This window comes from Halomonas sp. PBN3 (assembly GCF_000475415.1).
GTDB classification, from domain to species: domain Bacteria; phylum Pseudomonadota; class Gammaproteobacteria; order Pseudomonadales; family Halomonadaceae; genus Halomonas; species Halomonas shengliensis.
This window is the reverse complement of sequence record NZ_AXCA01000003.1, coordinates 18696-43641: the sequence shown is the minus strand read 5'-3', so window position 1 is coordinate 43641 and position 24946 is coordinate 18696. Positions and strand designations below refer to the sequence as shown.

Annotated in this window: 26 protein-coding genes; 20 read left to right on the top strand and 6 right to left on the bottom strand. The window is 71.2% G+C overall.

Annotated elements, in window-relative coordinates:
• Positions 1–13: 13 nt before the first annotated feature.
• The 12 genes from iscR (at position 14) to der (ending at position 11592) form a co-directional block, all read left to right on the top strand.
• Positions 14–484 carry a Fe-S cluster assembly transcriptional regulator IscR gene (gene iscR / locus Q673_RS19800; protein ID WP_023004352.1) on the top strand — a complete coding sequence of 157 codons (471 nt, stop codon included), beginning with the start codon at positions 14–16 and terminating at the stop codon, positions 482–484.
• A gap of 32 nt (positions 485–516) precedes the next feature.
• The gene (locus Q673_RS19795) at positions 517–1674 is read left to right on the top strand and encodes an IscS subfamily cysteine desulfurase (protein WP_023004351.1); all 1158 of its coding nucleotides are present in this window, start codon (positions 517–519) and stop codon (positions 1672–1674) included.
• Between the two features lie 38 nt (positions 1675–1712).
• Positions 1713–2039 carry a HesB/IscA family protein gene (locus tag Q673_RS19790; protein WP_023004350.1) on the top strand — a complete coding sequence of 109 codons (327 nt, stop codon included), beginning with the start codon at positions 1713–1715 and terminating at the stop codon, positions 2037–2039.
• Positions 2040–2249: 210 nt separating this feature from the next.
• Positions 2250–2675, top strand: coding sequence for a nucleoside-diphosphate kinase (ndk, locus tag Q673_RS19785; protein WP_023004349.1), 426 nt, complete (start codon positions 2250–2252; stop codon positions 2673–2675).
• A gap of 210 nt (positions 2676–2885) precedes the next feature.
• Positions 2886–4013: a 23S rRNA (adenine(2503)-C(2))-methyltransferase RlmN gene (gene rlmN / locus Q673_RS19780; protein WP_023004348.1), complete on the top strand. Its 1128-nt coding sequence runs from the start codon at positions 2886–2888 to the stop codon at positions 4011–4013.
• Between the two features lie 122 nt (positions 4014–4135).
• Positions 4136–4870, top strand: coding sequence for a type IV pilus biogenesis/stability protein PilW (pilW, locus tag Q673_RS19775; RefSeq protein ID WP_023004347.1), 735 nt, complete (start codon positions 4136–4138; stop codon positions 4868–4870).
• 38 nt (positions 4871–4908) lie between these two features.
• Positions 4909–5886 (top strand): RodZ domain-containing protein, encoded by a 978-nt coding sequence (locus tag Q673_RS19770; protein WP_023004346.1) that lies wholly within the window; start codon positions 4909–4911, stop codon positions 5884–5886.
• A gap of 10 nt (positions 5887–5896) precedes the next feature.
• Positions 5897–7012 carry a flavodoxin-dependent (E)-4-hydroxy-3-methylbut-2-enyl-diphosphate synthase gene (gene ispG, locus Q673_RS19765; protein WP_023004345.1) on the top strand — a complete coding sequence of 372 codons (1116 nt, stop codon included), beginning with the start codon at positions 5897–5899 and terminating at the stop codon, positions 7010–7012.
• Positions 7013–7040: 28 nt separating this feature from the next.
• Positions 7041–8339: a histidine--tRNA ligase gene (gene hisS / locus Q673_RS19760; protein WP_023004344.1), complete on the top strand. Its 1299-nt coding sequence runs from the start codon at positions 7041–7043 to the stop codon at positions 8337–8339.
• Positions 8340–8369: 30 nt separating this feature from the next.
• Positions 8370–9047, top strand: a complete 678-nt coding sequence (locus Q673_RS19755) for a YfgM family protein (protein WP_023004343.1) — start codon at positions 8370–8372, stop codon at positions 9045–9047.
• Positions 9044–10192: an outer membrane protein assembly factor BamB gene (gene bamB / locus Q673_RS19750; protein ID WP_023004342.1), complete on the top strand. Its 1149-nt coding sequence runs from the start codon at positions 9044–9046 to the stop codon at positions 10190–10192. The genes Q673_RS19755 and bamB overlap by 4 nt, the downstream gene beginning before the upstream one ends.
• Entirely contained in the window at positions 10189–11592 is a 1404-nt protein-coding gene (gene der, locus Q673_RS19745) for a ribosome biogenesis GTPase Der (RefSeq protein WP_023004341.1), read from the top strand. Before bamB ends, der begins: the two co-directional genes overlap by 4 nt.
• A 105-nt stretch (positions 11593–11697) precedes the next feature.
• Here der and Q673_RS19740 read toward each other — a convergent pair whose 3' ends face one another.
• Positions 11698–12564, bottom strand: a complete 867-nt coding sequence (locus Q673_RS19740; protein ID WP_023004340.1) for an ATP-binding protein — start codon at positions 12562–12564, stop codon at positions 11698–11700.
• A gap of 276 nt (positions 12565–12840) precedes the next feature.
• Here Q673_RS19740 and Q673_RS19735 point away from each other — a divergent pair, with 276 nt between their 5' ends.
• Together Q673_RS19735 and Q673_RS19730 are read left to right on the top strand one after the other, a co-directional pair.
• On the top strand, positions 12841–13644 hold the full coding sequence (locus tag Q673_RS19735; protein ID WP_023004339.1) for a M48 family metallopeptidase: 804 nt from the start codon (positions 12841–12843) through the stop codon (positions 13642–13644).
• A 4-nt stretch (positions 13645–13648) separates the two neighbouring features.
• Positions 13649–13906 carry a hypothetical protein gene (locus Q673_RS19730; protein WP_023004338.1) on the top strand — a complete coding sequence of 86 codons (258 nt, stop codon included), beginning with the start codon at positions 13649–13651 and terminating at the stop codon, positions 13904–13906.
• Between the two features lie 15 nt (positions 13907–13921).
• On the opposite strand, the gene aroE is transcribed toward Q673_RS19730, so the two are convergent.
• From aroE to Q673_RS19705, 5 genes are read right to left on the bottom strand one after another with little or no spacing between them, the layout of a single operon-like run.
• Positions 13922–14734, bottom strand: coding sequence for a shikimate dehydrogenase (gene aroE / locus Q673_RS19725; RefSeq protein ID WP_023004337.1), 813 nt, complete (start codon positions 14732–14734; stop codon positions 13922–13924).
• The gene (gene hemF / locus Q673_RS19720) at positions 14731–15666 is read right to left on the bottom strand and encodes an oxygen-dependent coproporphyrinogen oxidase (RefSeq protein WP_023004336.1); all 936 of its coding nucleotides are present in this window, start codon (positions 15664–15666) and stop codon (positions 14731–14733) included. Before hemF ends, aroE begins: the two co-directional genes overlap by 4 nt.
• 50 nt (positions 15667–15716) lie before the next feature.
• Positions 15717–16274: an L-threonylcarbamoyladenylate synthase gene (locus Q673_RS19715; protein ID WP_023004335.1), complete on the bottom strand. Its 558-nt coding sequence runs from the start codon at positions 16272–16274 to the stop codon at positions 15717–15719.
• A 47-nt stretch (positions 16275–16321) separates the two neighbouring features.
• Positions 16322–17452, bottom strand: a complete 1131-nt coding sequence (gene dprA, locus Q673_RS19710; protein WP_023004334.1) for a DNA-processing protein DprA — start codon at positions 17450–17452, stop codon at positions 16322–16324.
• Between the two features lie 7 nt (positions 17453–17459).
• Positions 17460–18551: a LysM peptidoglycan-binding domain-containing protein gene (locus tag Q673_RS19705; RefSeq protein ID WP_023004333.1), complete on the bottom strand. Its 1092-nt coding sequence runs from the start codon at positions 18549–18551 to the stop codon at positions 17460–17462.
• A 164-nt stretch (positions 18552–18715) separates the two neighbouring features.
• On the opposite strand from Q673_RS19705, the gene def reads away from it, so the two are divergent.
• From def to Q673_RS19675, 6 genes are all read left to right on the top strand, one after another.
• Positions 18716–19228: a peptide deformylase gene (gene def, locus Q673_RS19700; protein WP_023004332.1), complete on the top strand. Its 513-nt coding sequence runs from the start codon at positions 18716–18718 to the stop codon at positions 19226–19228.
• A 106-nt stretch (positions 19229–19334) separates the two neighbouring features.
• On the top strand, positions 19335–20324 hold the full coding sequence (fmt, locus tag Q673_RS19695) for a methionyl-tRNA formyltransferase (protein ID WP_023004331.1): 990 nt from the start codon (positions 19335–19337) through the stop codon (positions 20322–20324).
• A complete protein-coding gene (gene rsmB / locus Q673_RS19690) occupies positions 20321–21682 on the top strand; it encodes a 16S rRNA (cytosine(967)-C(5))-methyltransferase RsmB (RefSeq protein ID WP_023004330.1) in 1362 nt (453 codons plus the stop codon). The genes fmt and rsmB overlap by 4 nt, the downstream gene beginning before the upstream one ends.
• A 65-nt stretch (positions 21683–21747) precedes the next feature.
• The gene (locus Q673_RS19685; protein WP_023004329.1) at positions 21748–21954 is read left to right on the top strand and encodes a dodecin; all 207 of its coding nucleotides are present in this window, start codon (positions 21748–21750) and stop codon (positions 21952–21954) included.
• Between the two features lie 104 nt (positions 21955–22058).
• Positions 22059–23432, top strand: coding sequence for a Trk system potassium transporter TrkA (trkA, locus tag Q673_RS19680; RefSeq protein ID WP_023004328.1), 1374 nt, complete (start codon positions 22059–22061; stop codon positions 23430–23432).
• Between the two features lie 13 nt (positions 23433–23445).
• Positions 23446–24894 (top strand): TrkH family potassium uptake protein, encoded by a 1449-nt coding sequence (locus tag Q673_RS19675; RefSeq protein ID WP_023004327.1) that lies wholly within the window; start codon positions 23446–23448, stop codon positions 24892–24894.
• Positions 24895–24946: the final 52 nt, after the last annotated feature.

Genomic DNA, 24946 nt, shown 5'->3' with positions numbered 1-24946 from the left:
CGCCGAGGACGCCATGCGCCTGACCACCAAGGGACGCTACGCCGTCACCGCCATGCTCGACCTGGCGATGAATGCCCAGCACGGCCCCGTCTGCCTGGCCGACATCTCGCGCCGGCAGGAGATCTCGCTCTCCTACCTCGAGCAGCTGTTCGCACGGCTGCGCCGCGCCGGCCTGGTGGAGAGCGTGCGCGGCCCCGGTGGCGGCTACCTGCTGGCCCGGGCGCCGGAGGCGATCTCGGTGGCCCGGGTGATCGACGCCGTCGACGAGTCCGTGGATGCCACCCGCTGCGGCGGGCTGTCCGACTGCCAGCAGGGTGACACCTGCCTCACCCACCACCTGTGGATCGAGCTGTCGGAACAGATACACGGCTTCCTCGACGGCGTCACCCTGGGCCAGCTGGCCGGCCGCCAGGAGGTCCAGCGGATCGCCGGCCGCCAGCGCCGTCGTCATGGCGACGACGGCATCCTCGCCTCGGCGCCCTGATCGCCAGGCCGAACCCGAGACATTCCAAGGCCATGACCACACCCGTCTATCTCGACTACGCCGCCACCACCCCCGTCGACCCCCGGGTCGCCGAGACGATGGCGGGCTACCTGACCCTCGACGGCATCTTCGCCAATCCCGCCTCGCGCAGCCATATGCTCGGCTGGCAGGCGGAGCAGGCGGTGGAGAGCGCGCGTCGCCAGGTGGCCGACCTGATCGGCGCCGACCCGCGCGAGATCGTCTGGACCAGCGGCGCCACCGAGGCCGACAACCTGGCGCTGACCGGTTTCCTGCGCGCCAACCGCCACCGCGGGCGCCACCTGATCACCTCGGTGATCGAGCACAAGGCGGTGGTGGACACCGCCGAGGCCCTGGAGGCCGAGGGCTTCGAGGTCACCTGGCTGACCCCGGGACAGGACGGCCGGGTGACCCCGGAGCAGCTGCGCGAGGCGCTGCGCGAGGACACCGTGCTGGTGTCGTTGATGGCGGTGAACAACGAGCTGGGGGTGATCCACGACCTCGCCGCGCTGGCCGAGGTGGCCCACGCCGGCGGCGCCGCCTTCCATGTCGACGCCGCCCAGGCCGTGGGTCGCATCGACCTCGACGTGGAGCGTCTGGGGATCGACCTGATGTCGCTCTCCGGGCACAAGGCCTACGGCCCCAAGGGCGTCGGCGCCCTCTTCGTCAGGCGCCACCCGGACATCCGCGTCGAGGCGCTGATCCATGGCGGCGGCCACGAGCGCGGCATGCGCTCCGGCACCCTGCCTACCCACCAGATCGTCGGCATGGGCGAGGCCTTCGCCCTGGCCGGGGCCGAGGGCGAGGCCGACCAGGCGCGCATCACCGCGCTGCGCGACCGCCTGCTCGCGGGGCTCGCCGACCTCGACGGCATCCATCGCAACACCCTGGTGGAGGCCGCCGTGCCCAACATCCTCAACCTCGCCTTCGAGGGGGTTGAGGGCGAGTCGCTGCTGATGGCGCTGCGCGATATCGCGCTCTCCACCGGCTCGGCCTGCAACTCGGCGAGCGTCGAGCCGTCCTACGTGCTGAAGGGCATCGGCCTGCCGCGCCCCCTGGCACTCGCCTCGCTGCGCTTCAGCTTCGGCCGCTTCACCACCGAGGCCGACATCGACCGGGCCCTTGCGGCCCTGCGTCACGCCCTGACCGGCCTGCGCCGCCGGGCGATCTGACGCCCCCCTGACCGCACCCACTCACAGGAGTCACGACCATGGCGCACCTCACCATCACCGACGCCGCCGCCGAGCAGATCCGCCGGGTGCTGGCCGAGCGCGGCCAGGGCCTGGGCCTGCGCGTCTCGGTCAAGCCCAGCGGCTGCTCCGGCTACAGCTACGTGCTCGACTTCGCCGACGAGGCGGCCAATGACGACACCTGCTTCGAGGAGCACGGGGTCAAGGTCTTCGTCGCCCCGGATGCCCTGGAGATGCTCGACGGCAGCGAGGTCGACTACGTCAACGAGGGCCTCAACCGCTACTTCCGCTTCAACAACCCCAACGTTAAGGACCAGTGCGGCTGCGGCGAGAGCTTCAGCGTCTAGCGTCACGGCACTCCCGCGACCCGAGGCGCAGCGCGCCTCGCCATCGGCGACGATTGTTCAACGCCGCCGCGGGGCGCTATAATCCCGGCCCAGTCGGCGCATCGCCGAACCGCATCACCCTGATCGCCGCGCCGCCCTCGCTTCCCCAAGCCCGAGGGCGGCGCGGCGCTATCCTTCACCCCTTCGTTCATTCCCTCTGGAGACATGCCCATGGCTACCCAGCGCACCCTGTCCATCATCAAGCCCGACGCCGTCGCCAAGAACGCCATCGGCGAGATCATCTCGCGCTTCGAGAAGGCCGGCCTGCAGGTCGTCGCCGCCAAGATGCTCAAGCTCGACGACGACAAGGCCGGCGGCTTCTACGCCGAGCACAAGGAGCGTCCCTTCTTCAAGGACCTGGTCGGCTTCATGACCTCCGGCCCGGTGGTGGTGCAGGTGCTCGAGGGCGAGGATGCCATCGCCAAGAACCGCGAGCTGATGGGCGCCACCAACCCCAAGGAAGCCGCGCCGGGCACCATCCGCGCCGACTTCGCCGAGACCATCGACGCCAACGCCGTGCACGGCTCCGACTCCCCCGAGTCCGCCGAGCGCGAGATCGCCTACTTCTTCAGTGCCGACGAGATCTGCCCGCGCTGAGGAAACACTGGTTTATTGCTGCGCTCGATATCTTGGTCGCCGGCGGTGCTCGAAATCCTCACCTAGTACCGCATAGGCTCCGGTTTCTCCGCTCCGGCGGCGACCAACCTCCCTTCGCTCGCGACATAAATCAGCCGTTTCCTCTGGTAGCTCTCCTTGCCCGGCGGGGGCCCTGCCCCCGCCACCCCTACTCCAGACCCGCTGACCGCCATGACCGCTGATACCGCACCCCAGAAGACCAACCTGCTCGGCATGTCCCGCGAGGAGATGGAAGCCTTCTTCCTCTCCATCGGCGAGAAGAAGTTCCGTGCCGCCCAGGTGATGAAGTGGATCCACCACGAGGGCTGTGACGACTTCGCGGCCATGACCAACCTCTCCAAGGCGCTGCGCGCCAGACTCGAGGAGGTCGCCGAGATCCGCGGTCCGGGCGTGGTCTACGAGGGCACCTCCAGCGACGGTACCCGCAAGTGGGTGCTGGAGGTCGAGGATGGCAGCTACGTGGAGACGGTGCTGATCCCCGCCGACAACGGCAAGCGCCGCACCCTGTGTGTCTCCTCCCAGGTGGGCTGCTCGCTGGACTGCAGCTTCTGCTCCACCGGCAAGCAGGGCTTCCAGCGCAACCTCACCGCCGCCGAGATCATCGGCCAGGTGTGGGTCGCCCAGCGCAGCGTGGGCCCGCGCAAGGACACCGCCAACCGCCCGGTCACCAACGTGGTGATGATGGGCATGGGCGAACCGCTGCTCAACTACGACAACGTCGTGCCGGCCATGAAGCTGATGCTCGACGACAACGGCTACGGCCTCTCCAAGCGCCGCGTCACCCTCTCCACCTCCGGGGTGGTGCCGATGCTCGACAAACTCGGCGACGAGCTCGACGTGAGCCTGGCCATCTCGCTGCACGCCGCCAACGACGAGCTGCGCAACGAGCTGGTGCCGCTCAACCGCAAGTACAACATCCGCACCCTGCTGGACGCCTGCCACCGCTACCTGGCCAAGTGCGACGACACCCGCATGGTCACCATCGAGTACACGGTGATCAAGGACGTCAACGACCAGCAGGAGCACGCCCGCCAGCTCGCCGAGCTGCTGCGCGAGCTGCCGTGCAAGATCAACCTGATCCCCTTCAACCCCTTCCCCCACTCCGGCTACGAGAAGCCCTCGCGCAACCAGGTGATGCGCTTCCAGCAGTGGCTGTACGAGCTGGGCTACACGGCGCCGATCCGCTCCACCCGGGGCGACGACATCGACGCCGCCTGCGGCCAGCTGGTGGGTCGGGTGAAGGACCGCACCAAGCGCCACGCCCGCTATATCCAGTCCATCCAGATCGACGCCGACTGAGCGGGGGCCGCCTTGACTTCAACCGGGCACAGCGCTTTGATGGGCAGGCCCTGTCTCCCCCCGGCCTCCGTCAGCCCGCGGCACGCCGCCGGAGGGAGCCCGTCGACCCTGGGGAGGAGTCCATGACCCGCCGCACGCCCGCACGCCCGCTGCTGCCCGCCATCGCCCTGCTCGGCGCGCTGTGGCTGGCCGGCTGTGCCACCCAGCCCCAGGGCATCGCCGGCGGCGACAGCGAGGCCAGCCCCGCCGACGCCTACACCCAGCTCGGCGTCGCCTACCTGGAGCGCAACAACCTGCGCCGCGCCATGGGGGCCCTGGATCGCGCCCTGGAGATCGCCCCCGACGACCCCGAGGCGCTCCAGGCCATGGCCATGGTCTACCAGCGCCAGGGAGAGGGACAGCTGGCCGACGAGACCTTCCGAAAGGCGCTCGCCGCGAGCCCCGACTTCACCCGGGGGCGCAACAACTACGCCGCCTTCCTGTACGACCAGGGCCGCGTGCGCGAGGCGTGCGAGCAGCTCGAGCGGGCCTCCACGGACGCCCAGTACCCCAACCGCGCCCAGCTGTTCGCCAACCTGGGGCAGTGCCGCCTGGAGCTCGGCGAGGTCGGCGCGGCGCGCGCCAGCCTGCAGCGCGCCCAGGAGATCGACCCCCGGGCGCCGCGCAGCTACTTCACCCTGGCGGAGCTCGAGTACAGCGCCGGCAACCTGCCCCGGGCGCGGACCCAGATCGAGGCCTTCATGCGCCTGGCAGGCCCGCGACCCGAGGCGCTGCGCCTGGCCAGTGACATCGCCCGCGCCCAGGGCGACCGGGCCACCGCCGCCTTCTATACCCAACAGCTGGAGGGGCGCCCCTAGCGTCCCGACCCGAGACCACCACCGAAGGATGCGCCGCCATGAGCGACACCCACGAACCGGACCTGCACGCTGACGCCTCGGCCTCGCCCGGCGAGCAGCTGAGGCGCGAGCGCGAGCAACAGGGCCTCTCGCTCACCGAGGTGGCCAACGCGCTCAACCTGCGGCCGGCGGTGATCCGCGGCCTGGAGCAGGACAGCTACGAGGAGGTGCCCATCGCCACCTACCGGCGGGGCTACCTGCGCGCCTATGCCCACCTGCTGGGCATCGACGATGCCCCGGTGCTGGACGCCTACCGCGCCCGCTTCGGCAGCGAGGACGCTGCCCAGCGCCGGGTCGCCCCGGTGCAGGTCACCAAGCCCCCCTCGCGGCTCGGCGCCTGGCTCTTCCGACTGGTCACCCTGCTGGTGCTGGCCGGCCTGATCGGCCTCACCCTGATGTGGTGGCAGAGCCGCGGCGGCAACGAGCCGCCCGGCCTCGGCGACAGCGACCCGGTGTCGGTCGACCGCCTGGTGGGCGGCGACGCCGCGCCGGCCGCCACCGCCGAGCCCGAGAGCCTGCCGCCGCTGCCCGAGGAGGCGCCGGAGGCCAGCGTCGACCCCGCCGCCGACGCCCTCGATGCCGAGCCCGCGACGGCCGAAACCACCGGCGCCGCGGCAACCCCCGAAGAGGCCACCGCGGGTGAGGCGCCAGTCGCCGAAAACGCCGCCACGCCGGATGCCGCCACCGCGGTGCAGGCGACCACCCCCGAGCCGGCTGCCGACGAGGCCGTCGACCCGCGCCGCCTGGAGCTGACCTTCAACGAACAGTCCTGGACCGAGATCTTCGACGCCAACAACCAGCGCGTCTTCGTCGGCCTGCAGGAACCCGGCACCACGGCCAGCGTCGAAGGCGAGCCACCCTTCCGTCTGACCGTGGGCAACGCCACCGGCGTCGAGCTGGTCTGGCGGGGCGAGAGCATTGACCTCGGCGCGCGCGCCGGCGCCAACAATGTCGCCCGCTTCACCCTGGGAGAATGATTCCGTCACCATGCACGCACAATCCCCCATCGTCCGTCGCAAGTCGCGCCAGATCCATGTCGGCAAGGTCGCCGTCGGGGGCGACGCCCCCATCTCGGTGCAGAGCATGACCAACACCGACACCCTGGATGTCGCCGCCACCGTGGCCCAGATCCGCCAGCTGGAGGCCGCCGGCGCCGACATCGTGCGCGTCTCGGTGCCGAGCATGGAGGCCGCCGAGGCCTTCGGGCGCATCAAGCGCGAGGTCGCGGTCCCGCTGGTCGCCGACATCCACTTCGACTACAAGATCGCCCTGCGCGTCGCCGAGCTCGGCGTCGACTGCCTGCGCATCAACCCCGGCAACATCGGCCGCGAGGATCGCGTGCGCGCGGTGGTCTCCGCCGCCCGCGACAACGGCATCCCGATCCGCATCGGCGTCAATGCAGGCTCCCTGGAGAAGGACCTGCAGAAGAAGTACGGCGAGCCCACCCCGGCGGCCCTGGTGGAGTCGGCCATGCGCCATATCGACCACCTCGACCGCCTCGACTTCCCCGACTTCAAGGTCAGCGTCAAGGCCTCCGACGTCTTCATGGCGGTGGCCGCCTACCGCGACCTGGCCGGCCGCATCGAGCAGCCGCTGCACCTCGGCATCACCGAGGCGGGCGGGCTGCGCTCGGGCACCGTCAAGTCCTCCATCGGCCTCGGCATGCTGCTGATGGACGGCATCGGCGACACCATCCGCGTGTCGCTGGCCGCCGATCCCGTCGAGGAGATCAAGGTCGGCTTCGACATGCTCAAGAGCCTGCGCCTGCGCAGCAAGGGCATCAACTTCATCGCCTGCCCCAGCTGCTCGCGCCAGAACTTCGACGTCATCGGCACCATGAACGCCCTGGAGGAGCGCCTCGAGGACATCATGACCCCGCTCGACGTCTCGGTGATCGGCTGCGTGGTCAACGGCCCCGGCGAGGCCAAGGAGAGCGATGTGGGCCTCACCGGCGGCTCGCCGGCCAACCTCGTCTACCTCGACGGCAAGCCCGCCTCCAAGCTGCGCAACGACCACCTGGTCGACGACCTCGAGCGGCTGATCCGCGACAAGGTGCGCGAGAAGGAGCAGGCCGAAAAGGACGTGATCGCCCGCGACGCCTGAGTCGCCGGCACCCACCAAGGAGCCATCGTTGAGCAAGTCCGATACCAGTAAGAAGAAGATCCAGGCCATCCGCGGCATGAACGACCTGCTCCCCGAGCAGTCGCCACTGTGGCAGTACTTCGAGGGCCGCGTGCGCACCCTGATGGCGCGCTACGGCTACGCCGAGATCCGCACCCCCATCGTCGAGCAGACCGCCCTGTTCGCGCGCTCCATCGGCGAGGTCACCGACATCGTCGAGAAGGAGATGTACACCTTCGAGGACCGCAACGGTGACAGCCTCACCCTGCGCCCCGAGGGCACGGCGAGCTGCGTACGCGCCGCCATGGAGCATGGCCTGCTGCACAACCAGACCCAGCGCCTCTGGTACCAGGGCCCGATGTTCCGCCACGAGCGCCCCCAGAAGGGCCGCTACCGCCAGTTCCACCAGGTCGGCGTGGAGAGCTTCGGCCTCGAGGGGCCGGACATCGATGCCGAGGTGATCCTGCTCTCGGCGCGGCTGTGGCGCGAACTGGGCCTGATGGAGCACGTCACCCTGGAGCTCAACTCGCTGGGTTCCGCGGAGGCCCGCGCCGCCTACCGCGAGCGGCTGGTCGCCTACTTCGAGGAGCATCGCGAGGTGCTCGACGAGGACTCGCGCCGGCGGCTGGCCAGCAACCCGCTGCGCATCCTCGACTCCAAGAACCCCGAGATGGCCGAGATGCTGGCCGGCGCGCCGCGCCTGCTCGACCACCTGGACGACGCCTCCCGGGAGCACTTCGAGACCCTCTGTGGGCTGCTCGACGCCGCCGGCATCGACTACGTGATCAACCCGCGGCTGGTGCGCGGCCTGGACTACTACGGCCGCACCGTCTTCGAGTGGACCACCACGGCGCTGGGCAGCCAGGGCACGGTGTGCGCCGGCGGCCGCTATGACGGCCTGGTGGAGCAGCTGGGCGGCAAGCCGACCACGGCGGTGGGCTTCGCCATGGGCATCGAGCGACTGGTCCTGCTGCTCGAGACCCTAGAGCTGATCCCCGATGCCGCCCGCGGCGAGCTCGACCTCTACGTGCTGCCCATGGACGACGCCGCCACCGGGACCGCCCTGCAGCTGGCGGAGCGCCTGCGTGGCGAGCTGCCCGGGCTGCGCGCCCAGCTCCACTGCGGCGGCGGCAGCTTCAAGAGCCGCATGAAGAAGGCCGATCGCAGCGGCGCCCGTCTGGCCCTGCTGCTGGGCGAGGATGAGTTGGCCGAAGCCAGCGCGACGCTGAAGTTCCTGCGCGAGGAGCGCGACCAGCAGAGCCTGCCCCAGGCGGCGCTGGCCGAGACGCTGCGCGAGCTGCTGGCCTGACGCCCCACCGGACACACAAGGAGACCGCCCATGGCGGAGCTGAGAACCGAGGAAGAACAGGTCGAGGCCATCAAGCGCTGGTGGAAGGAGAACGGCCTCTCGCTGGTCGCCGGTGCGGCCATCGCCGTGGCCGGCGTGGTGGGCTGGAACGCCTGGCAGGGCTACCAGGAGAACCAGGCCACCGCCGCCTCCATGCGCTACCAGCAGCTGGTCAACTTGACCGGCGGCGCGAACCCGGAGATCGCCAACCCCGGCGAGGGTCGCGCCCTGGCGGCGGAGATCGTCGATGAGCATGGCGAGACCCTCTACGCCGACCTGGCACGCCTGCTGGATGCGCGCCTGGCGGTGGCCGAGGGTGACCTCGCCGGTGCCCGCGCCAGCCTCGAGGCGCTGATCGACCAGGCCCAGGCCGACTACGTGGCCGGCCTGGCTCGCCTGCGCCTGGCTCGCCTGCAGGTCGCCGACGAGGACGCCGAGGCGGCGCTCGCCACCCTCGAGGAGGGCGTGCCCGAGGCGCTGGCCGCCCAGCGCGCCGCCGTGCGCGGCGATGCCCTGCATGCCCTGGGGCGCGAGGCCGATGCCGCCGCGGCCTGGCAGGAAGCGTTGTCGCTGGCCGAGGCCAACGACCAGCCGCTCTACGGCGTGCAGCTCAAGCTCGATAACCTGGGCCTGGCAGCAGGCCCCGACAACCAGGGACTGGACTCATGAAACCGACCTTCCTGATCGCCGCCCTGGCGGGCCTGACCCTGCTGGCCGGCTGCGCCGGCAACGCCGTGGAGCCGGAGTATCCGCCCAAGGAACTTGGCGACTTCGAGCCGAGCGCGGTGCTGTCCAGCGTGTGGCGCGAAGGCGCCGGCGACGGCCTGGGCCGCGCCGCCTACCCCATCGCCCCGTCCCGCGACGGCGACACCCTGTTCGCCGCCGACTACCGCGGCGAGCTGTTCGCCTTCGACGCCGACGACGGCGATACCCGCTGGGAGGTAGACCTCGAGGCGCCGATCTCCAGCGCCCTGACCGCGGTGGCCGGTGACGTCTACCTGGGTACCCGCAACGGCGAAGTGCTGGCGGTGAGCCAGCGCGACGGCAGCGTCCGCTGGCGTGCCCGGGTGCCCAGCGAGGTGCTCGCGGCCCCCCAGCCCAACCAGCAGCTGCTGATCGTGCAGAGCGTCGACGGCACCATCACCGCCCTGGACCGCGCTAGCGGCACCCAGCGCTGGAGCTACCAGGCCAACCTGCCCTCGCTGACCCTGCGCGGCACCGGCACCCCCATGACCATCGACCCGGTCACCTTTGCCGGCTTCGCCAACGGCCGCCTGGTCTCCCTGGACAACCGCAACGGCCAACCGCTGTGGGAGCGTCGCATCGCCCTGGCCCAGGGCCGCAGCGACATCGAACGCCTGGTGGACCTGGCCGCCCAGCCGGTGCTGACCCCCGACGGTCGCCTCTTCGTGACCAGCTACAACGGCCGCCTGGTGGCCCTGGAGGCGACCCGCGGCGAGCCGCTGTGGGCCCGCGAGCTCTCCAGCTACCACACCCCCATCGTGGTGGGCGACTTCCTGTTCGTGGTGGAGGAGTCGGGCCGCATCCTGGCCCTGGCCGCCGACAGCGGCGAGGAGGTGTGGCGCAACGCCGACCTGGAGGGCCGCCGACCCACCGCGCCGGCCTTCGCCGACGGCAAGCTGGTGTTCGGTGACTTCGAGGGCTACCTGCACCTGATCGACGCCCGCAGCGGCGAGATGGTGGGCCGCGAGCGCATCGACGGCTCCGGCATCGGCGTGCGCCCGGTCACCGACGGCAACCGCATCCATGTGCTGGCCAATGACGGCACCCTCGAGACCCTGGAAATTCGATGACACCCGTGATCGCCCTGGTCGGCCGCCCCAACGTGGGCAAGTCGACCCTGTTCAACCGCCTGACCCGCTCCCGTGACGCCCTGGTGGCCGACTTCCCGGGCCTGACCCGGGACCGCAAGTACGGCAACGGCGTGCTCGGCGGCAAGGCCTACACGGTGATCGACACCGGTGGCATCAGCGGCGACGAGGCCGGCATCGACGCGGCCATGGCCGAGCAGTCGCTGGCCGCCATCGACGAGGCCGACATCGTGCTGTTCCTGGTGGACGCCCGGGCCGGGCTGAGCGTGGCCGACGAGGCCATCGCCAACCACCTGCGGGTCAACCAGAAGAAGACCTGGCTGGTGGTCAACAAGACCGACGGCCTCGACGAGGACAGCGCCACCGCCGAGTTCTGGGAGCTGGGCCTGGGTGAGCCGCGGCCCATCGCCGCCGCCCACGGCCGCAATGTCACCTCGCTGATCGACGAGGTGCTCGCCCCCTTCCCGGAGCGCGACGAGAGCATCCCGGCGGATACCGGCACCAAGGGCATCCGCATCGGCGTGATCGGCCGCCCCAACGTAGGCAAGTCGACCCTGGTCAACCGCCTGCTGGGCGAGGAGCGGGTGGTGGTGTTCGACGAGGCGGGCACCACCCGCGACGCCATCGAGATCCCCTTCGAGCGCCGCGGCAAGCCCTATGTGCTGGTCGACACCGCCGGGGTACGCCGCCGCAAGAACGTCCGCGAGGTGGCCGAGAAGTTCTCCATCATCAAGACCCTGGAGGCGATCAAGGAGTGCCATGTCGCCATCATGGTGCTGGATGCGCGCTCGGGGCTGGTGGAGCAGGACCTGCACCTGCTCGACTACGTGCTGACCACCGGCCGTGCCCTGGTGCTGGCGGTGAACAAGTGGGATGGCCTGGAGAGCGAGGCGAAGGAGAGGATGCGCGCGGAGATCAAGCGCCGCCTGGGCTTCGCCGACTATGCCGACCTGCACTTCATCTCGGCGCTGCACGGCACCGGGGTGGGCGACCTCTACCCCTCCATCGAGCGCGCCTTCGCCTCGGCCAACGCCCACTGGTCCACCAATCGCCTGACCACTATCCTCCAGGACGCCACCGAGGCGCACCAGCCGCCCATGGTGCGCGGCCGGCGCATCAAGCTGCGCATGGCCCACCAGGGCGGCAGCAACCCGCCGATCATCGTGGTCCACGGCAACCAGACCGAGTCGCTGCCCGAGGCCTACCGGCGCTACCTGACCAACACCTTCCGCAAGGTGCTCAAGGTGCGCGGTACCCCGATGCGCTTCGAGTTCCGCTCCGGCAAGAACCCCTACGACAGGCTGGCCGGCGCCAGCGACCGCGAGAAGGCCAAGCAGCGCGAGCTGGGCCGCACCAAGGAGGCGCGCAGGAGCCGCCGTTGATCCCAGACCCGACACTTGCAACGCCCGACCCGCCCCGGCATCCCCGGGGCGGCGTCGTATCGGCAGCCAGGAGCCTGTCGGGTTTGACGTAAGCCCGACAGGCTCCTAGCGACCGTGAAGGCGCCGGCGGCCCACCCACTGGGTGGCGAACTGCCAGGCGCCGCGACCGCTGCGCCCGCCGCGCAGGGTGGCGAAGCGGACCGCCTCGGCGCGCGCCTCGGCGTTCCAGTCCTCGCGCCGGCCCAGCTGGGTGACCCAGTGGCAGCACGCCTCCAGGTAGACGTCCTGGTTGAAGGGGTGGAAGCCCAGCCACAGCCCGAAGCGGTCGGAGAGCGAGATCTTCTCCTCCACGGCGTCGCCGTGGTGCAGCTCGTCGCCCACCAGCCGCGAGCCCTCGTTGTCGCTCATCGATTCCGGCAGCAGATGGCGGCGGTTGGAGGTGGCGTAGAGCAGCACGTTGGGCGGCGGCCCGGTCAGGGCGCCATCCAGCACGCTCTTGAGCGCCTTGTAGGCGTCGTCATGCCCCTCGAAGGAGAGGTCGTCGCAGTAGACCACGAAGCGGTGATCCTGATGGCGCAGCTGCTCCACCAGCATCGGCAGGCTGGCGAGGTCGTGACGGTCGACCTGCACCAGGCGCAGGCCCTCATCGGCCAGGCTGTTTAGCAGGGCGCGGATCAGCGACGACTTGCCGCTGCCCCGGGAGCCCCACAGCAGGGCGTGGTTGGCCGGATGGCCCTGCAGGAAGGCGCGAGTGTTGTCCACCAGCGCCAGCTTCTGGCGCTCGATGCCCAGCAGGTCGTCCAGGCTCAGCGCATCCCGGGGCGGCACCGGCAGCAGGCGGCCACCCAGGGCGTGGCGCTGCCACAGCGCGGCCACGTCCCGCGACCAGTCCACCTCCACCGGGGCCGGCGGCAGCCAGTGCTCGACGCGATCCAACAGGTGCAGCAGGCGACGCGACAGCTCGGCGTCCATGTTTCTCTCCTTCTCCATGTCGATGTCGGCGCACAGACCGCATGAGGCGCCGGGGACAGGCCGAAGAGGGGGTCCTATGCCAGGGATGGCATCGGTAGCGCCCAGGGAGGGGTTCACAGCGCCCCCTCGCAGGCCTGTCGCCGGAGAAGCCTCATGCCATCAGGCACACCGTGTCAGTGGTTGACCTTGCAGGCGTTCCGGGTATCTTGTGGCGAACTCGGACGCCCGTCCAGCGTCTTACCCGACTGGATGCCACCGCCCCACAAGGAGACCCCCATGCGCTGGATCACGCCCCTCGCCGTCGGCGCCCTGTGCCTGACCCTGGCCGCCTGTACCACCTCCCCCACCGGCCGCCAGCGGCTGACCCTGGCCTCCGACGCCCAGCTCGACCAGATGGGCGCCCAGGCCTTCCAACAGTACCAGCAGGAGCGCCCCATGGTGGGCGGCAGCCTCCAGCGCTACGTGCAGTGCGTGGCCGACGCCCTGGTACGCGCGCTGCCGCCCGAGCAGCGCCAGGCCGAGAACTGGCAGATCCGCGTGTTCCGCGACGAGGCGGCCAACGCCTTCGCCCTGCCCGGCGGCTACATGGGGGTCAACACCGGCCTGCTGGAGGTCGCCCGCAACCAGGACCAGCTGGCCGCGGTGGTCGGCCACGAGATCACCCACGTGCTGGCACGCCATGCCAACGAGCGGGTCTCGACCCAGACCGCCACCCAGCTGGGGCTCTCGGTGCTCTCCTCGGCCGCGGGCCTGGAGGGGGCGGGCGGTCAGCAGCTGATGGGCGCGCTGGGCATGGGTGCCCAGTACGGCATCCTGATGCCCTTCTCGCGGCGCCACGAGAGCGAGGCAGACGAGCTGGGCCTCTTCCTGATGGCCGACGCCGGCTTCGATCCCCGCGCCAGCCTGGCGCTGTGGGAGAACATGAGCGCCCAGGGCGGTGCGCAGCCGCCGGCCTGGCTCTCCAGCCACCCCAGCCACGGCCAGCGCACCCAGGACCTGCAGGCGCGCATGGACGAGGCCCTGGCTCGCTATGAGCGCGCCCGCCAGGCCGGCCGTACCCCCGACTGCCCGAGGCCCTGAGGCGATGCTGAGACTGGGACTGCTGCTGCTGATCGCCCCCATGCTGGTGCTGATGGGGGTCTACTTCTGGGAGTATGCGAGCGTGCGGGAGTGCGTCCTCGCCGGCGGCCACTGGGACTACCTGGCGGGGGTCTGCCGGGAGACGCCCCAACCCTTCGTCTCGTGGCTCGACCGGGCCCCCTGGCTGGTCAACGGCGGCATGCTGGTGTCGCTGGCCGGCCTGGCGCTGTGCATGGCGGGGCTCTATACCAAGAGGCGCTGAAGGGCGCCGCCGGGGTCACAGGGCCTGGCGTAGCCGCTCCCGCACCGGGGCCGTCTCGGGGCGCTTGCCGCGCCACTGGAAGAAGGACTCCGCCGCCTGCTCCACCAGCATGCCGAGGCCGTCGAGGGGACGCGCGCCGCGCACGGCGGCCCAGCGCAGGAAGACGGTGGGTTCGGCCCCATACATCATGTCGTAGGCGGTGGCACCCGGGGCGAAGAGGTCGTCGGGCAGCGGTGGCAGGTCGCCGGCGAGGCTCGCGCTGGTGCCGTTGATCACCAGGTCGAAGGGCCCGGCCACGGCATCGAAGCCGCCGCCCTCGATCTCGCCCAGGTCATGGAAGTCGGCGGCCAGCCCCGCGGCCTTCTCCGCGGTGCGGTTGGCCACGAACAGGCTCGCCGGCGCCTCGGCCAGCAGCGGCTCGAGCACGCCGCGCACCGCGCCCCCCGCGCCCAGCACCAGCACCCGCGCGCCTCGCAGGGCGACGCCGTGGCCGACCAGGTCACGCACCAGCCCCACGCCGTCGGAGGTGTCACCGTACGTCAGGCCGTTGCCGCCGAGGATCAGGGTGTTAACCGCACCGGCGCGGCGGGCGCGCTCGCTGAGGGTGTCACACAGCCGGAAGGCCTCCTCCTTGAAGGGCACGGTGACGTTGGCACCGCGCCCCCCCTCGGCGGTGAAGCGCCGCCAGGCCCCGGCGAAGTCATCCAGCGGCGCCTCGATGGCGGTGTACTCGATGGGCTCGCCGGTCTGCGCGGCGAAGGCGGCATGGATGGCCGGCGACTTCGAGTGGCCGACGGGGTGGCCGAACACGCAATAACGATCCGTCATGATGGGGTCTCCTCGTCGTCCTCGCCGAGCCAGTCACGGGGGCGAAGATAGTGATCGTAGAGCGCCGCCTCGGGGCTGCCGGGCTCGGGGTGCCAGTCGTACGCCCAGCGCGCCAGGGGCGGCATCGACATCAGGATCGACTCGGTGCGACCGCCGCTCTGCAGCCCGAACAGGGTGCCGCGGTCCCACACCAGGTTGAACTCCACGTAGCGCCCCCGGCGGTAGAGCTGGAAGTCGCGCTCGCGCTCGCCGAAGGGGGTCTCACGGCGCCTGGCCACGATGGGCAGGTAGGCATCCAGGAAAGCGTCCCCCACGGCGCGCTGGAAGGCGAAGCAGCGCTCAAACCCCCCGTCGTTGAGGTCGTCGAAGAAGAGCCCCCCCACGCCGCGGGTCTCGTCGCGATGCTTCAGGTAAAAGTAGTCGTCGCACCAGGCCTTGAAGCGCGGGTAGACGTCGTCGCCGAAGGGGGCGCAGGCGTCCCTGGCCACCCGGTGCCAGTGCACCACATCCTCGTGCAACGGGTAGAAGGGGGTCAGGTCGAAGCCGCCGCCGAACCACCACACCGGCGCCTCCCCCGCCTTCTCGGCGATGAAGAAGCGTACGTTGCCGTGACTGGTGGGGACGTGGGGATTCTCCGGGTGCAGCACCCAGGAGACCCCCACCGCATGGAAGCTGCGCCCGGCGAGCTCGGGTCGCGCCGCCGTCGCCGAGGGCGGCAGCCGCTCGCCGTGCACATGGGAGAAGTTGACCCCGCCCTTCTCGAACACCCGCCCGTTCTCGATCACCCGCGAGCGCCCACCGCCCCCTTCGAGGCGCTCCCAGGCGTCCTCACGGAAGCCGGCGCCGCCGTCCGCGGCGGCCAGGGCCTCACACAGACGCTCCTGGAGGTCGAGCAGGTAGGTCTTGACGTGGTCGAGTCGGGGATCGGCCAAGGGGGGCTCCTGAAGCAGCAAAGGATCGGATCGGGCGGCGAAGGGGTCGGTCAGTCGCGCAGCACCCGACCGCTGACCAGGTCGCGGATGGTGCTGGGGCGTTCGAGGCCGCCGAGCTCGCCCTCGACGATGGCATCCAGGCCGTCGCCGAAGATGGCGCGGACCTGCTCGGCGCTCATGGCCGGCGGCTCGCTGGCGATGTTGGCCGAGGTGGAGACGATGGGGCCACCGAAGGCGTCGCACAGCGCGGCCACCAGCGGATGGGCGCTGACCCGCAGGGCGACCCGGTCATGGTCGCCGCGCACCAGGGCGCGGCTGCGGCCTTTGTCCGGCACCAGCCAGGTGTTGGGCCCTGGCCAGCTGGCCGCCAGGGGAGCATGCCGTTCCGGCGGCAGCCCCTCGAGCCACGCGTCGAACTGCTCGATGCGGCCCGCCACCAGGATCACCCCCTTGGCGGGGTCGCGGCGCTTGAGGCGCAGCAGCCGGGTCAGCGCCGCGTCGTCGTCGGGATCGCAGCCCAGCCCCCAGACCGCCTCGGTGGGGTAGGCGATGACCCCGCCCCGGCGCAGGGCGGCGACGGCATGCTCGATCTGGCGGGCCTGGCTCATGGGACGGCTCTCCTCGCGTGGCGGCGGCACAACGGCGAAGGATTCTATCACGGCGCCGAGAGACGCACCCAGCCGCCGGCGACCCGCGCCGCCTGACCCTCCAGCTCCAGCGCCAGCAGGCGCCGCTGGCACTCGGCGACATCCAGCCCGGTCAGCCCCACCAGGGTGTCGGCCGGGGTGGGGCTGCCGCTCAGCCAGCGCAGCAGGGGGTCGCTCGAGGGCGCCGGCGCCTCCAGGACGCCCGGGGCCTCGGCCGCGGCGGCGGCGGCGGAGGAAGGCGCCAGGGCGATGCCGGCCCACTGGGTCAGCTCGGCGAGGATATCGTCCACCTCGCGCACCAGTACGGCGCCCTCGCGGATCAGTCGCAGGCAGCCACGGGCCTGGGGGTTGTGGAGCGAGCCCGGCAGGGCGAACACCTCACGCCCCTGCTCGCCGGCCAGCCGGGCGCTGACCAGCGAACCGCTCTGCTCGGCCGCCTCCACCACCAGCACCCCGCAGGAGAGGCCGGTGACGATACGGTTGCGGCGCGGGAAGAAGCCAGCCCGGGCCGAGGTGCCCGGAGGGTGCTCGGCCAGCAGCAGGCCGCCGGGCTCGCGCAGGCGCTGGTGCAGGCGATGATGGCGGGGCGGGTAGACCACGTCGACGCCGCAGCCGAGCACCGCCACGCTGGCGCCGCCGGCGTCCAGCGCCGCCTGCTGGGCGGCGGCGTCGATGCCCAGCGCCATGCCGCTGACCACGCACCAGCCACGCCCGGCGAGCTCGCGCGCGAAGGCGCCGGCATTGGTCAACCCCTCCCGGGTGGCACGCCGCGCGCCCACCATGGCCAGGCGCGGCGGCTCGAGGGCGGCGAGGTCGCCCCAGGCCCACAGCAGCGGCGGCGGGTCGGGGATCTGGGAGAGCAGTTCGGGCCAGGCGGGGTGGCCCGGGTAGAGCAGGTGGCGATTGTCGGCCTCAGCGACCCAGGCCAGGCGCGCCTCCACCTCGGCGGCAAGGGGGCTGCGGGCGGGGTGGTCGAGCCACAGCCGCAGCGCGCTGGCGCACCGCGGCGGCAGGACCGCGAGCCAGCCGTCGGGCCAGGCCGGCCCACGGGCGGCCAGCTCGGCCAGGGCACCGGCCCCGAGCCCGGGCAGCGCGGCCAGCGCCAGCCACTCCCGGGGGCCCAACCACGCCGCCGACATGGTGGCCTCAGCGCAGGGCGGCGCTGACCGCCCGTTGCGGGTTGTGGATCCGGTCGCCCACGGAGAGGGTGCGACTGGCCTTCATCACCAGGCCATAGCTCATCTTCTCGTAGGGCCGGAACACCATCACCAGGCCGGCGCCCTCCCCCGGCAGGCGCAGCTGCTCGCCGGTGCGGGGATCACTGACCAGTTCCCCGCGCTGTTCGACCATCAGCACATGGCCGGCCTCGAGGCCGTCGCGGCGGCCGCGGTCCAGCGCCACCACCTGCAGGCGGCCGATGAACTGCACCCCGCCGGGCACCGCCAGGATGCTGCCCTCCACCTCGCGCTCGGGGGCACGGGGGACGAACTGAGTCACCAGGGCACGATCCTCCAGCGGCAGCACGATGTCCCCGTTGCGAACCTCCTGGCGCGAGGCAGTCACCTCGAGCACCGCGATCTCCTCCTCCTGGCGCTCGCGGCGGGCCTGGCCGACGCTCTCCAGCTCCAGGCCCAACAGCTCGCCGCTGGCCGGGTCGAGGAAGCGCTCGCCCACGCGGTAGAAGGCGACGCGACCGCCGCCGGGCACCTCGCCGCGCGCGTAGAGACGGTCACCCACGCCGCTCATCAGGCGGCGATCGTCGCCGCCCACCACATAGGCCAGCTCGTCGAGGGCCTCGGGATCCTCCACCACGCGATGCTCGCGCAGGAAGTGGCGGATCGCCTCCAGCGGGATCGGCTCGATCGCCTCGCGGTGGGGGATGGTGCGCATCTCCGGGGAGAGCCTGGCCTGCCCCTGACCGCGCTCCAGGCCCAGGCAGGGCCGGCCGCCGCAGTCGTAGAGGTAGATGACATCCCCGGGGTAGATCAGGTGGGGGTTCTCGATCTGCGGGTTGACCTGCCACACCTCGGGCCACTGCCAGGGGTGGTGAAGGAAGCGCCCGGAGATCTCCCACAGGGTGTCGCCGCGCAACACGGTGTAGCGCTCCGGCGCATCATGGCGCAGGTCGTCGTCCCAGTCGGGCCCCTGCGCCTGGACCAGGGCGGCCACCAGCATGCCCAGCGCCGCTGCCGCGCCCAACACGCCGCGCCGCACCCTGCCGTCTCGTCTCTGCTTCATCCCTGCTCTCCCCCGCGTGCCGACGGCCGCTGCCATGGAACGTCACCGGCGTGGTATAGTCTGAAGTTATCGATATGTTGTGCATCTGGCGCTGTCTGGCGCCGGGGCCACACCCTAGAATAGTGTCATTGTGTAAATGACAGCATAACGGTGAATCCAACGCCATGGCCAAATTACCCATCCTCGAGTATCCCGACGAGCGCCTGCGCACCCGGGCGGCGCCCGTGGCGGAGGTCGATGACGAGATCCGCCGGCTGGTCGACGACATGCTGGAGACCATGTACGACGCCCGCGGCATCGGCCTGGCGGCGACCCAGGTCGACGTGCACCGCCGGGTGATCGTCATGGACGTCAGCGACGACCGCACCAGCCCCCTGGTGCTGATCAACCCCGAGGTTACCCCTCTCGGCGAGGCGCGCGAGCCGATGCAGGAAGGGTGCCTGTCGATCCCCGAGTACTATGCCGAGGTCCCCCGCGCCCTGCGCGTGCACCTCAAGGCGCTGGATCGCGACGGCAAGCCCTACGAGCTGGAGGCCGACGGCCTGCTGGCCCACTGCATCCAGCATGAGCACGACCACCTCGAGGGGGTGCTGTTCGTCGACTACCTGTCGCCGCTCAAGCGCGACCGCGTGATGAAGAAGATGCAGAAGCGCCACAAGCTGATGCAGGGCGCCTGAGCCCGGCGCCATGTCCCGCGAAGGCCGACGCACCCGCGTCGGCCTTCGTCGTTTCCGGTCCGCTCCGTTATCATGGGAGCATCGCCCACTGGCAAGGCCCGGATCCATGTCCCGACCCCTCGACATCCTCTTCGCCGGCACCCCCGAATTCGCCGCCGAGAGCCTCAAGGCGCTGCTCGCCAGCCACCACCGCGTGATCGCGGTCTACACCCAGCCCGACCGTCCCGCCGGTCGCGGCCGCAAGCTGACGCCGAGCCCGGTCAAGGCGCTGGCCCTCGAGCACGGCCTGCCGGTCCACCAGCCCGAGAGCCTCCGGGATCCCGCGTCCCAGGCGGAGCTCGCCGCCCTGGGCGCCGACGTCATGGTAGTGGTGGCCTACGGCCTGATCCTGCCCCCGGCGGTGCTGGAGGCGCCACGGCTGGGCTGCCTCAACGTCCACGCCTCGCTGTTGCCGCGCTGGCGCGGGGCCGCCCCCATCCAGCGTGCCATCGAGGCGGGCGACACCGAGAGCGGGGTGACCATCATGCAGATGGACGAGGGGCTCGACACCGGCGACATGCTGAGCGTGCGCCGCACCCCGATCACCGCTACCACCACCGGTGGGGAGCTCCACGACACCCTGGCCGCGCTGGGCGGCGAGGCGCTCGTCGAGGCGCTGGACGCCCTCGCCGGGGAGGGCCTGGCCGCCACCCCCCAGCCCGAGGCCGGGGTCACCTACGCCGCCAAGCTCTCCAAGGCCGAGGCCGAGCTGGACTTCCGCGAGCCCGCCGACTCCCTGGCCGCCCGGGTGCGTGCCTTCAACCCCTGGCCGGTCGCCTGGTGCGCCCTGGGCGACGACCGCCTGCGCCTGCTGCTGGCCGAGCCGGACAGGCTCGACGCCGGCGAGGCGGCGGCTCCCCCCGGCACCCTGCTGGCCCATGACGGCACGGCCCTGCGCATCGCCTGCGGCCCCGCGGGTGACCAGGTGCTGAGGGTCACCCGCGCCCAGCTGCCCGGCGGCAAGGCGCTGCCCGTCGCCGAGCAGCTGCGTGCCCGCGCCGACCGCTTCCCCCCGGGCCTGCGCCTGGGCCGCCACGACGAGGAGACCCCGGCATGAGCGACGCTCCCGGCAAGCCCCGCCGCCCCGCCTCCCGGGGCATCGAGAACGACGGCGGGCTGGCGGTGCGCGCCGCCGCCGCCCGCGCCCTGGTGCCGGTGATCACCGGCAAGGGCTCCCTCACCGGCCTCGACGACCACCAGGTGGTGACCCGCGACCGCGCCCTGTTCAAGGCGCTCTGCTTCGGGGTCTGCCGCACCCTGCCGCGCCTCGAGGCGCTGGCCGGCAAGCTGCTGGTCAAGCCCTTCAAGGCCCGCGACGCCGACATCCAGGCGCTGCTGCTGCTGGGCATCCACCAGCTGCTCTACCTGCGGGTGCCCGCCCACGCCGCGGTGGGCGAGACCGCCGGGGCCGCCCGCCTGCTCGGCAAGGAGTGGGCTACCCGGGTGCTCAACGGCTGCCTGCGCCGCCTGCAGCGCGAGTCCGGCACGCTCCAGGCGGAGGTCGACCGCGACCCCGCCGTGGCCCTGCTGCACCCCAAATGGCTGCTCAAGGCGCTGCGCCAGGCCTGGCCCGACGACTGGCGCGCGGTGGCCGAGGCCAACAACGTGCCGGGGCCGATGACGCTGCGGGTCAACCGCCGCCACGGCGATCGCGAGGCCTACCTCGACCGCCTCGCCGCTGCCGGCCTGGAGGCGCGCCTGTGCGCCCACGCCCCGGACGGCATCACCCTGGAGACGCCCTGCGACGTCCATGACCTGCCGGGCTTCGCCGAGGGTCATGTCAGCGTTCAGGACGAGGCTGCCCAGCTCACCACGGTGCTGCTCGGCCCGGTGCTGGCACCGCGCCCCGGCGCGCGGGTGTTGGATGCCTGCTGCGCCCCGGGCGGCAAGACCGCCCACCTGCTGGAGGTGTTCGACATCGACATGCATGCGGTGGACAGCGACGCCGAGCGCCTGGCCCGGGTAGAGGGCACTCTGGAGCGCCTGGGCCTGGGCGCGCGCCTAGCCCACGGCGACGCCACCGCCCGCGACTGGTGGGACGGCACCCCCTTCGAGGCGATCCTGCTCGACGCCCCCTGCTCGGGCAGCGGCGTGATCCGCCGCCATCCCGACATCAAGCGCCTGCGCCGTCCCTCGGACATCAAGGCGCTGGCCGCGCTGCAGGCGCGGCTGCTCGACAACCTCTGGCCGCTGCTGCGCCCCGGCGGCACCCTGCTCTACGCCACCTGCTCGGTGCTGCCCGAGGAGAACCGCGACCAGATCGCCGCCTTCCTGGCCCGCACCCCGGACGCCCAGGCCACCACCCCGCGGGACGTGGCCTGGGGACGCCCGGCCGGCGAAGGGCGCCAGCTGCTGCCGGAGGTCGACAGCCACGACGGCTTCTTCTATGCCAGACTCAGGAAGGCCGACGCCTGACACGGGAAGGGGTTACCTTCCCGGCAGGCTGGCATGACCGTTCGTCCACACGCGCCGGAGGCACCATGAGCCACCATACCTACAAGCACATCGAACTCACCGGCTCCTCGGAGCAGGGCATCGAGGCGGCCGTCGACAACGCCCTCGCCAAGGCCGCGGAGAGCCTCCATGGCATGCGCTGGTTCGAGGTCACCGACACCCGCGGGCATATCGAGCATGGCCGCGTGGCCCACTGGCAGGTCACCATCAAGGTGGGCTTCACCCTCGACTGAGGCCCGCCCGCCTGTCCTTCGCGTGACGGCTGGTTTAGGCTAGCCGTCACGTGCTGCGGTGCATCAGCTGACGCCGCCCCTCGACCCAGCGGAACCCCCACGCGATGAAGATCATCATTCTCGGCGCCGGCCAGGTCGGCGGCACCCTGGCCGAACACCTGGCCCGCGAGGAAAACGACATCACCGTCGTCGACACCAACGGCGACAAGCTGCGCGAGCTGCACACCAAGCTCGATATCCGCACCGTGGTGGGCCCCGGCTCCTACCCCATGGTGCTGCGCCAGGCTGGCTGCGAGGACGCCGACATGCTGATCGCGGTGACCAGCCAGGACGAGGTCAACATGATCGCCTGCCAGGTCGCCCATACCCTGTTCCGCACCCCCACCAAGATCGCCCGGGTGCGCGCCACCGCCTACCTCACGCGTCGCGGCCTGTTCGCCCACGAGGCGGTGCCCATCGACGTGCTGATCAGCCCCGAGCAGGTGGTCACCGACCATATCCGCCGCCTGATCGAGCACCCCGGCGCCCTGCAGGTGCTGGAGTTCGCCGGCGGCCTGGTGCAGCTGGTCGCGGTGAAGGCGATCTACGGCGGCCCCCTGGTGGGCCAGGACCTGGCCTTCCTGCGCCGCCACATGCCCAGCGTGGATACCCGAGTGGCGGCCATCTACCGCCGCAACCGGCCGATCATCCCGCGCGGCGACACCGTGATCGAGGCCGACGACGAGGTGTTCTTCATCGCCGCCCGCCGCGACATCCGCGCGGTGATGAGCGAGCTTCGCCGCCTCGACCGCGACTTCCGTCGGGTGATCATCGCCGGCGGTGGCAACATCGGCGAGCGCCTCGCCGAGCACCTCGAGCACAGCCACCAGGTGAAGATCATCGAGCACAGCCTGGAGCGCTGCACGGTGCTCTCCGAGCGCCTCGACCGCACCGTGGTGCTGCACGGCAGCGCCACCAGCAAGCGGCTGCTGGAGGAGGAGAACATCGAGGAGTGCGACATCTTCTGCGCCCTGACCAACGACGACGAGGTCAACATCATGTCGTCGATGCTGGCCAAGCGCATGGGGGCCAAGAAGGTGCTGACGCTGATCAACAACGCCGCCTACGTGGACCTGGTGCAGGGCGGCGAGATCGACATCGCCATCTCGCCCCAGCAGGCCACCATCGGCAGCCTGCTCACCCACGTGCGGCGCGGCGACATCGTCAACGTCCACTCCCTGCGCCGCGGCGCCGCCGAGGCCATCGAGGCGATCGCCCACGGCGACACCCAATCCTCGCGGGTGGTGGGGCGCGCCATCGGCGAGATCGAGCTGCCCCGGGGCACCACCATCGGCGCCATCGTGCGCGGCAAGGAGGTGCTGATCGCCCACGACGACGTGGTGGTGGAATCCGGCGACCACGTCATCCTGTTCGTGATCGACAAGCGCCGCATCCGTGATGTGGAGCGGCTGTTCCAGGTCGGGCTGACCTTCTTCTGACGGGGAGTCATCGATGAGCCTGCGCATGATCCTGCGCATCCTGGGGCTGCTGCTGATGCTCTTCAGCCTGACCATGATGCCGCCGATCCTGATCTCGCTGCTGTTCGGCGACGGCCAGTGGGACGCCTTCGCCGTGGCCATCGCCATCACCGTGGCCACCGGCGCGCTGATGTACCTGCCCAACCGCCGCGCCCGCAAGGAGCTACGCACCCGCGACGGTTTCCTGATCGCCGCCCTGTTCTGGAGCGTGCTGGGGCTGTTCGGCTCGCTGCCGCTGATGCTCACCGGCGAGGCGGCGCTCTCGGTGACCGATGCGGTGTTCGAGTCCTTCTCGGGGCTGACCACCACCGGCGCCACCGTGATCACCGGCATCGAGCACCTGCCCGCGTCGATCCTCTACTATCGCCAGCAGCTGCAGTGGCTGGGCGGCATGGGGATCGTGGTGCTGGCCGTCGCCATCCTGCCGACCCTGGGGGTCGGCGGCATGGCCCTCTACCGCACCGAGATCCCGGGGCCGCTCAAGGACTCCAAGCTGACCCCGCGCATCACCGAGACCGCCAAGGCGCTGTGGTACATCTACGCCTCGCTGACCATCGCCTGCATGCTCGCCTACATGGCCGCCGGCATGGACTGGTTCGACGCCCTGGGCCACAGCTTCTCCACCGTGGCGATCGGCGGCTTCTCCACCTACGACGCCAGCATCGGTCACTTCGACAGCGCCGCCATCGAGCTGATCTGCGTCTTCTTCCTGCTGGTCTCGGCGGTCAGCTTCAGCCTGCACTTCACCGCCTGGCGCCAGCGCAGCGTGCTGCACTACTTCGAGGACCCCGAGGCACGCTTCCTGCTGCTGTTCCTGGCCGGGCTGACCACCATCACCGCCGTCTCGCTGTGGCTCACCGGCACCTACGAGACCGAGCTGGGGCTGCGCCATGCGCTGTTCGAGGTGGTCTCGGTGGCCACCACCGCCGGCTTCGCGGTCGCCGACTTCTCGCTGTGGCCCGGCGCCCTCCCCTTCCTGCTGTTCGTGGCCGCCTTCGTCGGCGGCTGCTCGGGCTCCACCGGCGGCGGCATGAAGGTGATCCGCATCATCCTGATCCTCAAGCAGGGCATGCGCGAGGTGATGCGCCTGATCCACCCCAGCGCGGTGATCACGGTAAAGATCGGCAAGGTGAGCGTGCCGGACGGCATCGCCCAGGCGGTGTGGGGCTTCTTCTCCGCCTACGTGATGCTGTTCTTCCTGATGCTGGTGGGGGTGATGGCCACCGGTGTCGACCAGGTCACCGCCTGGTCCACGGTGGGCTCGGCGCTCAACAACCTGGGCCCGGCGCTGGGCGAGGCCTCGGCCCACTACGGCGATCTGCCAGCCCTGGCCAAGTGGATCCTAGTGATGGCCATGCTGCTGGGGCGCCTGGAGATCTTCACCGTGCTGGTGCTCTTCACCCCCGCCTTCTGGCGGCGCTGAGGGAATTTGGCCCCCCCGGGTCCATCGTGGATAATCCCCTTCTCACTTCTTC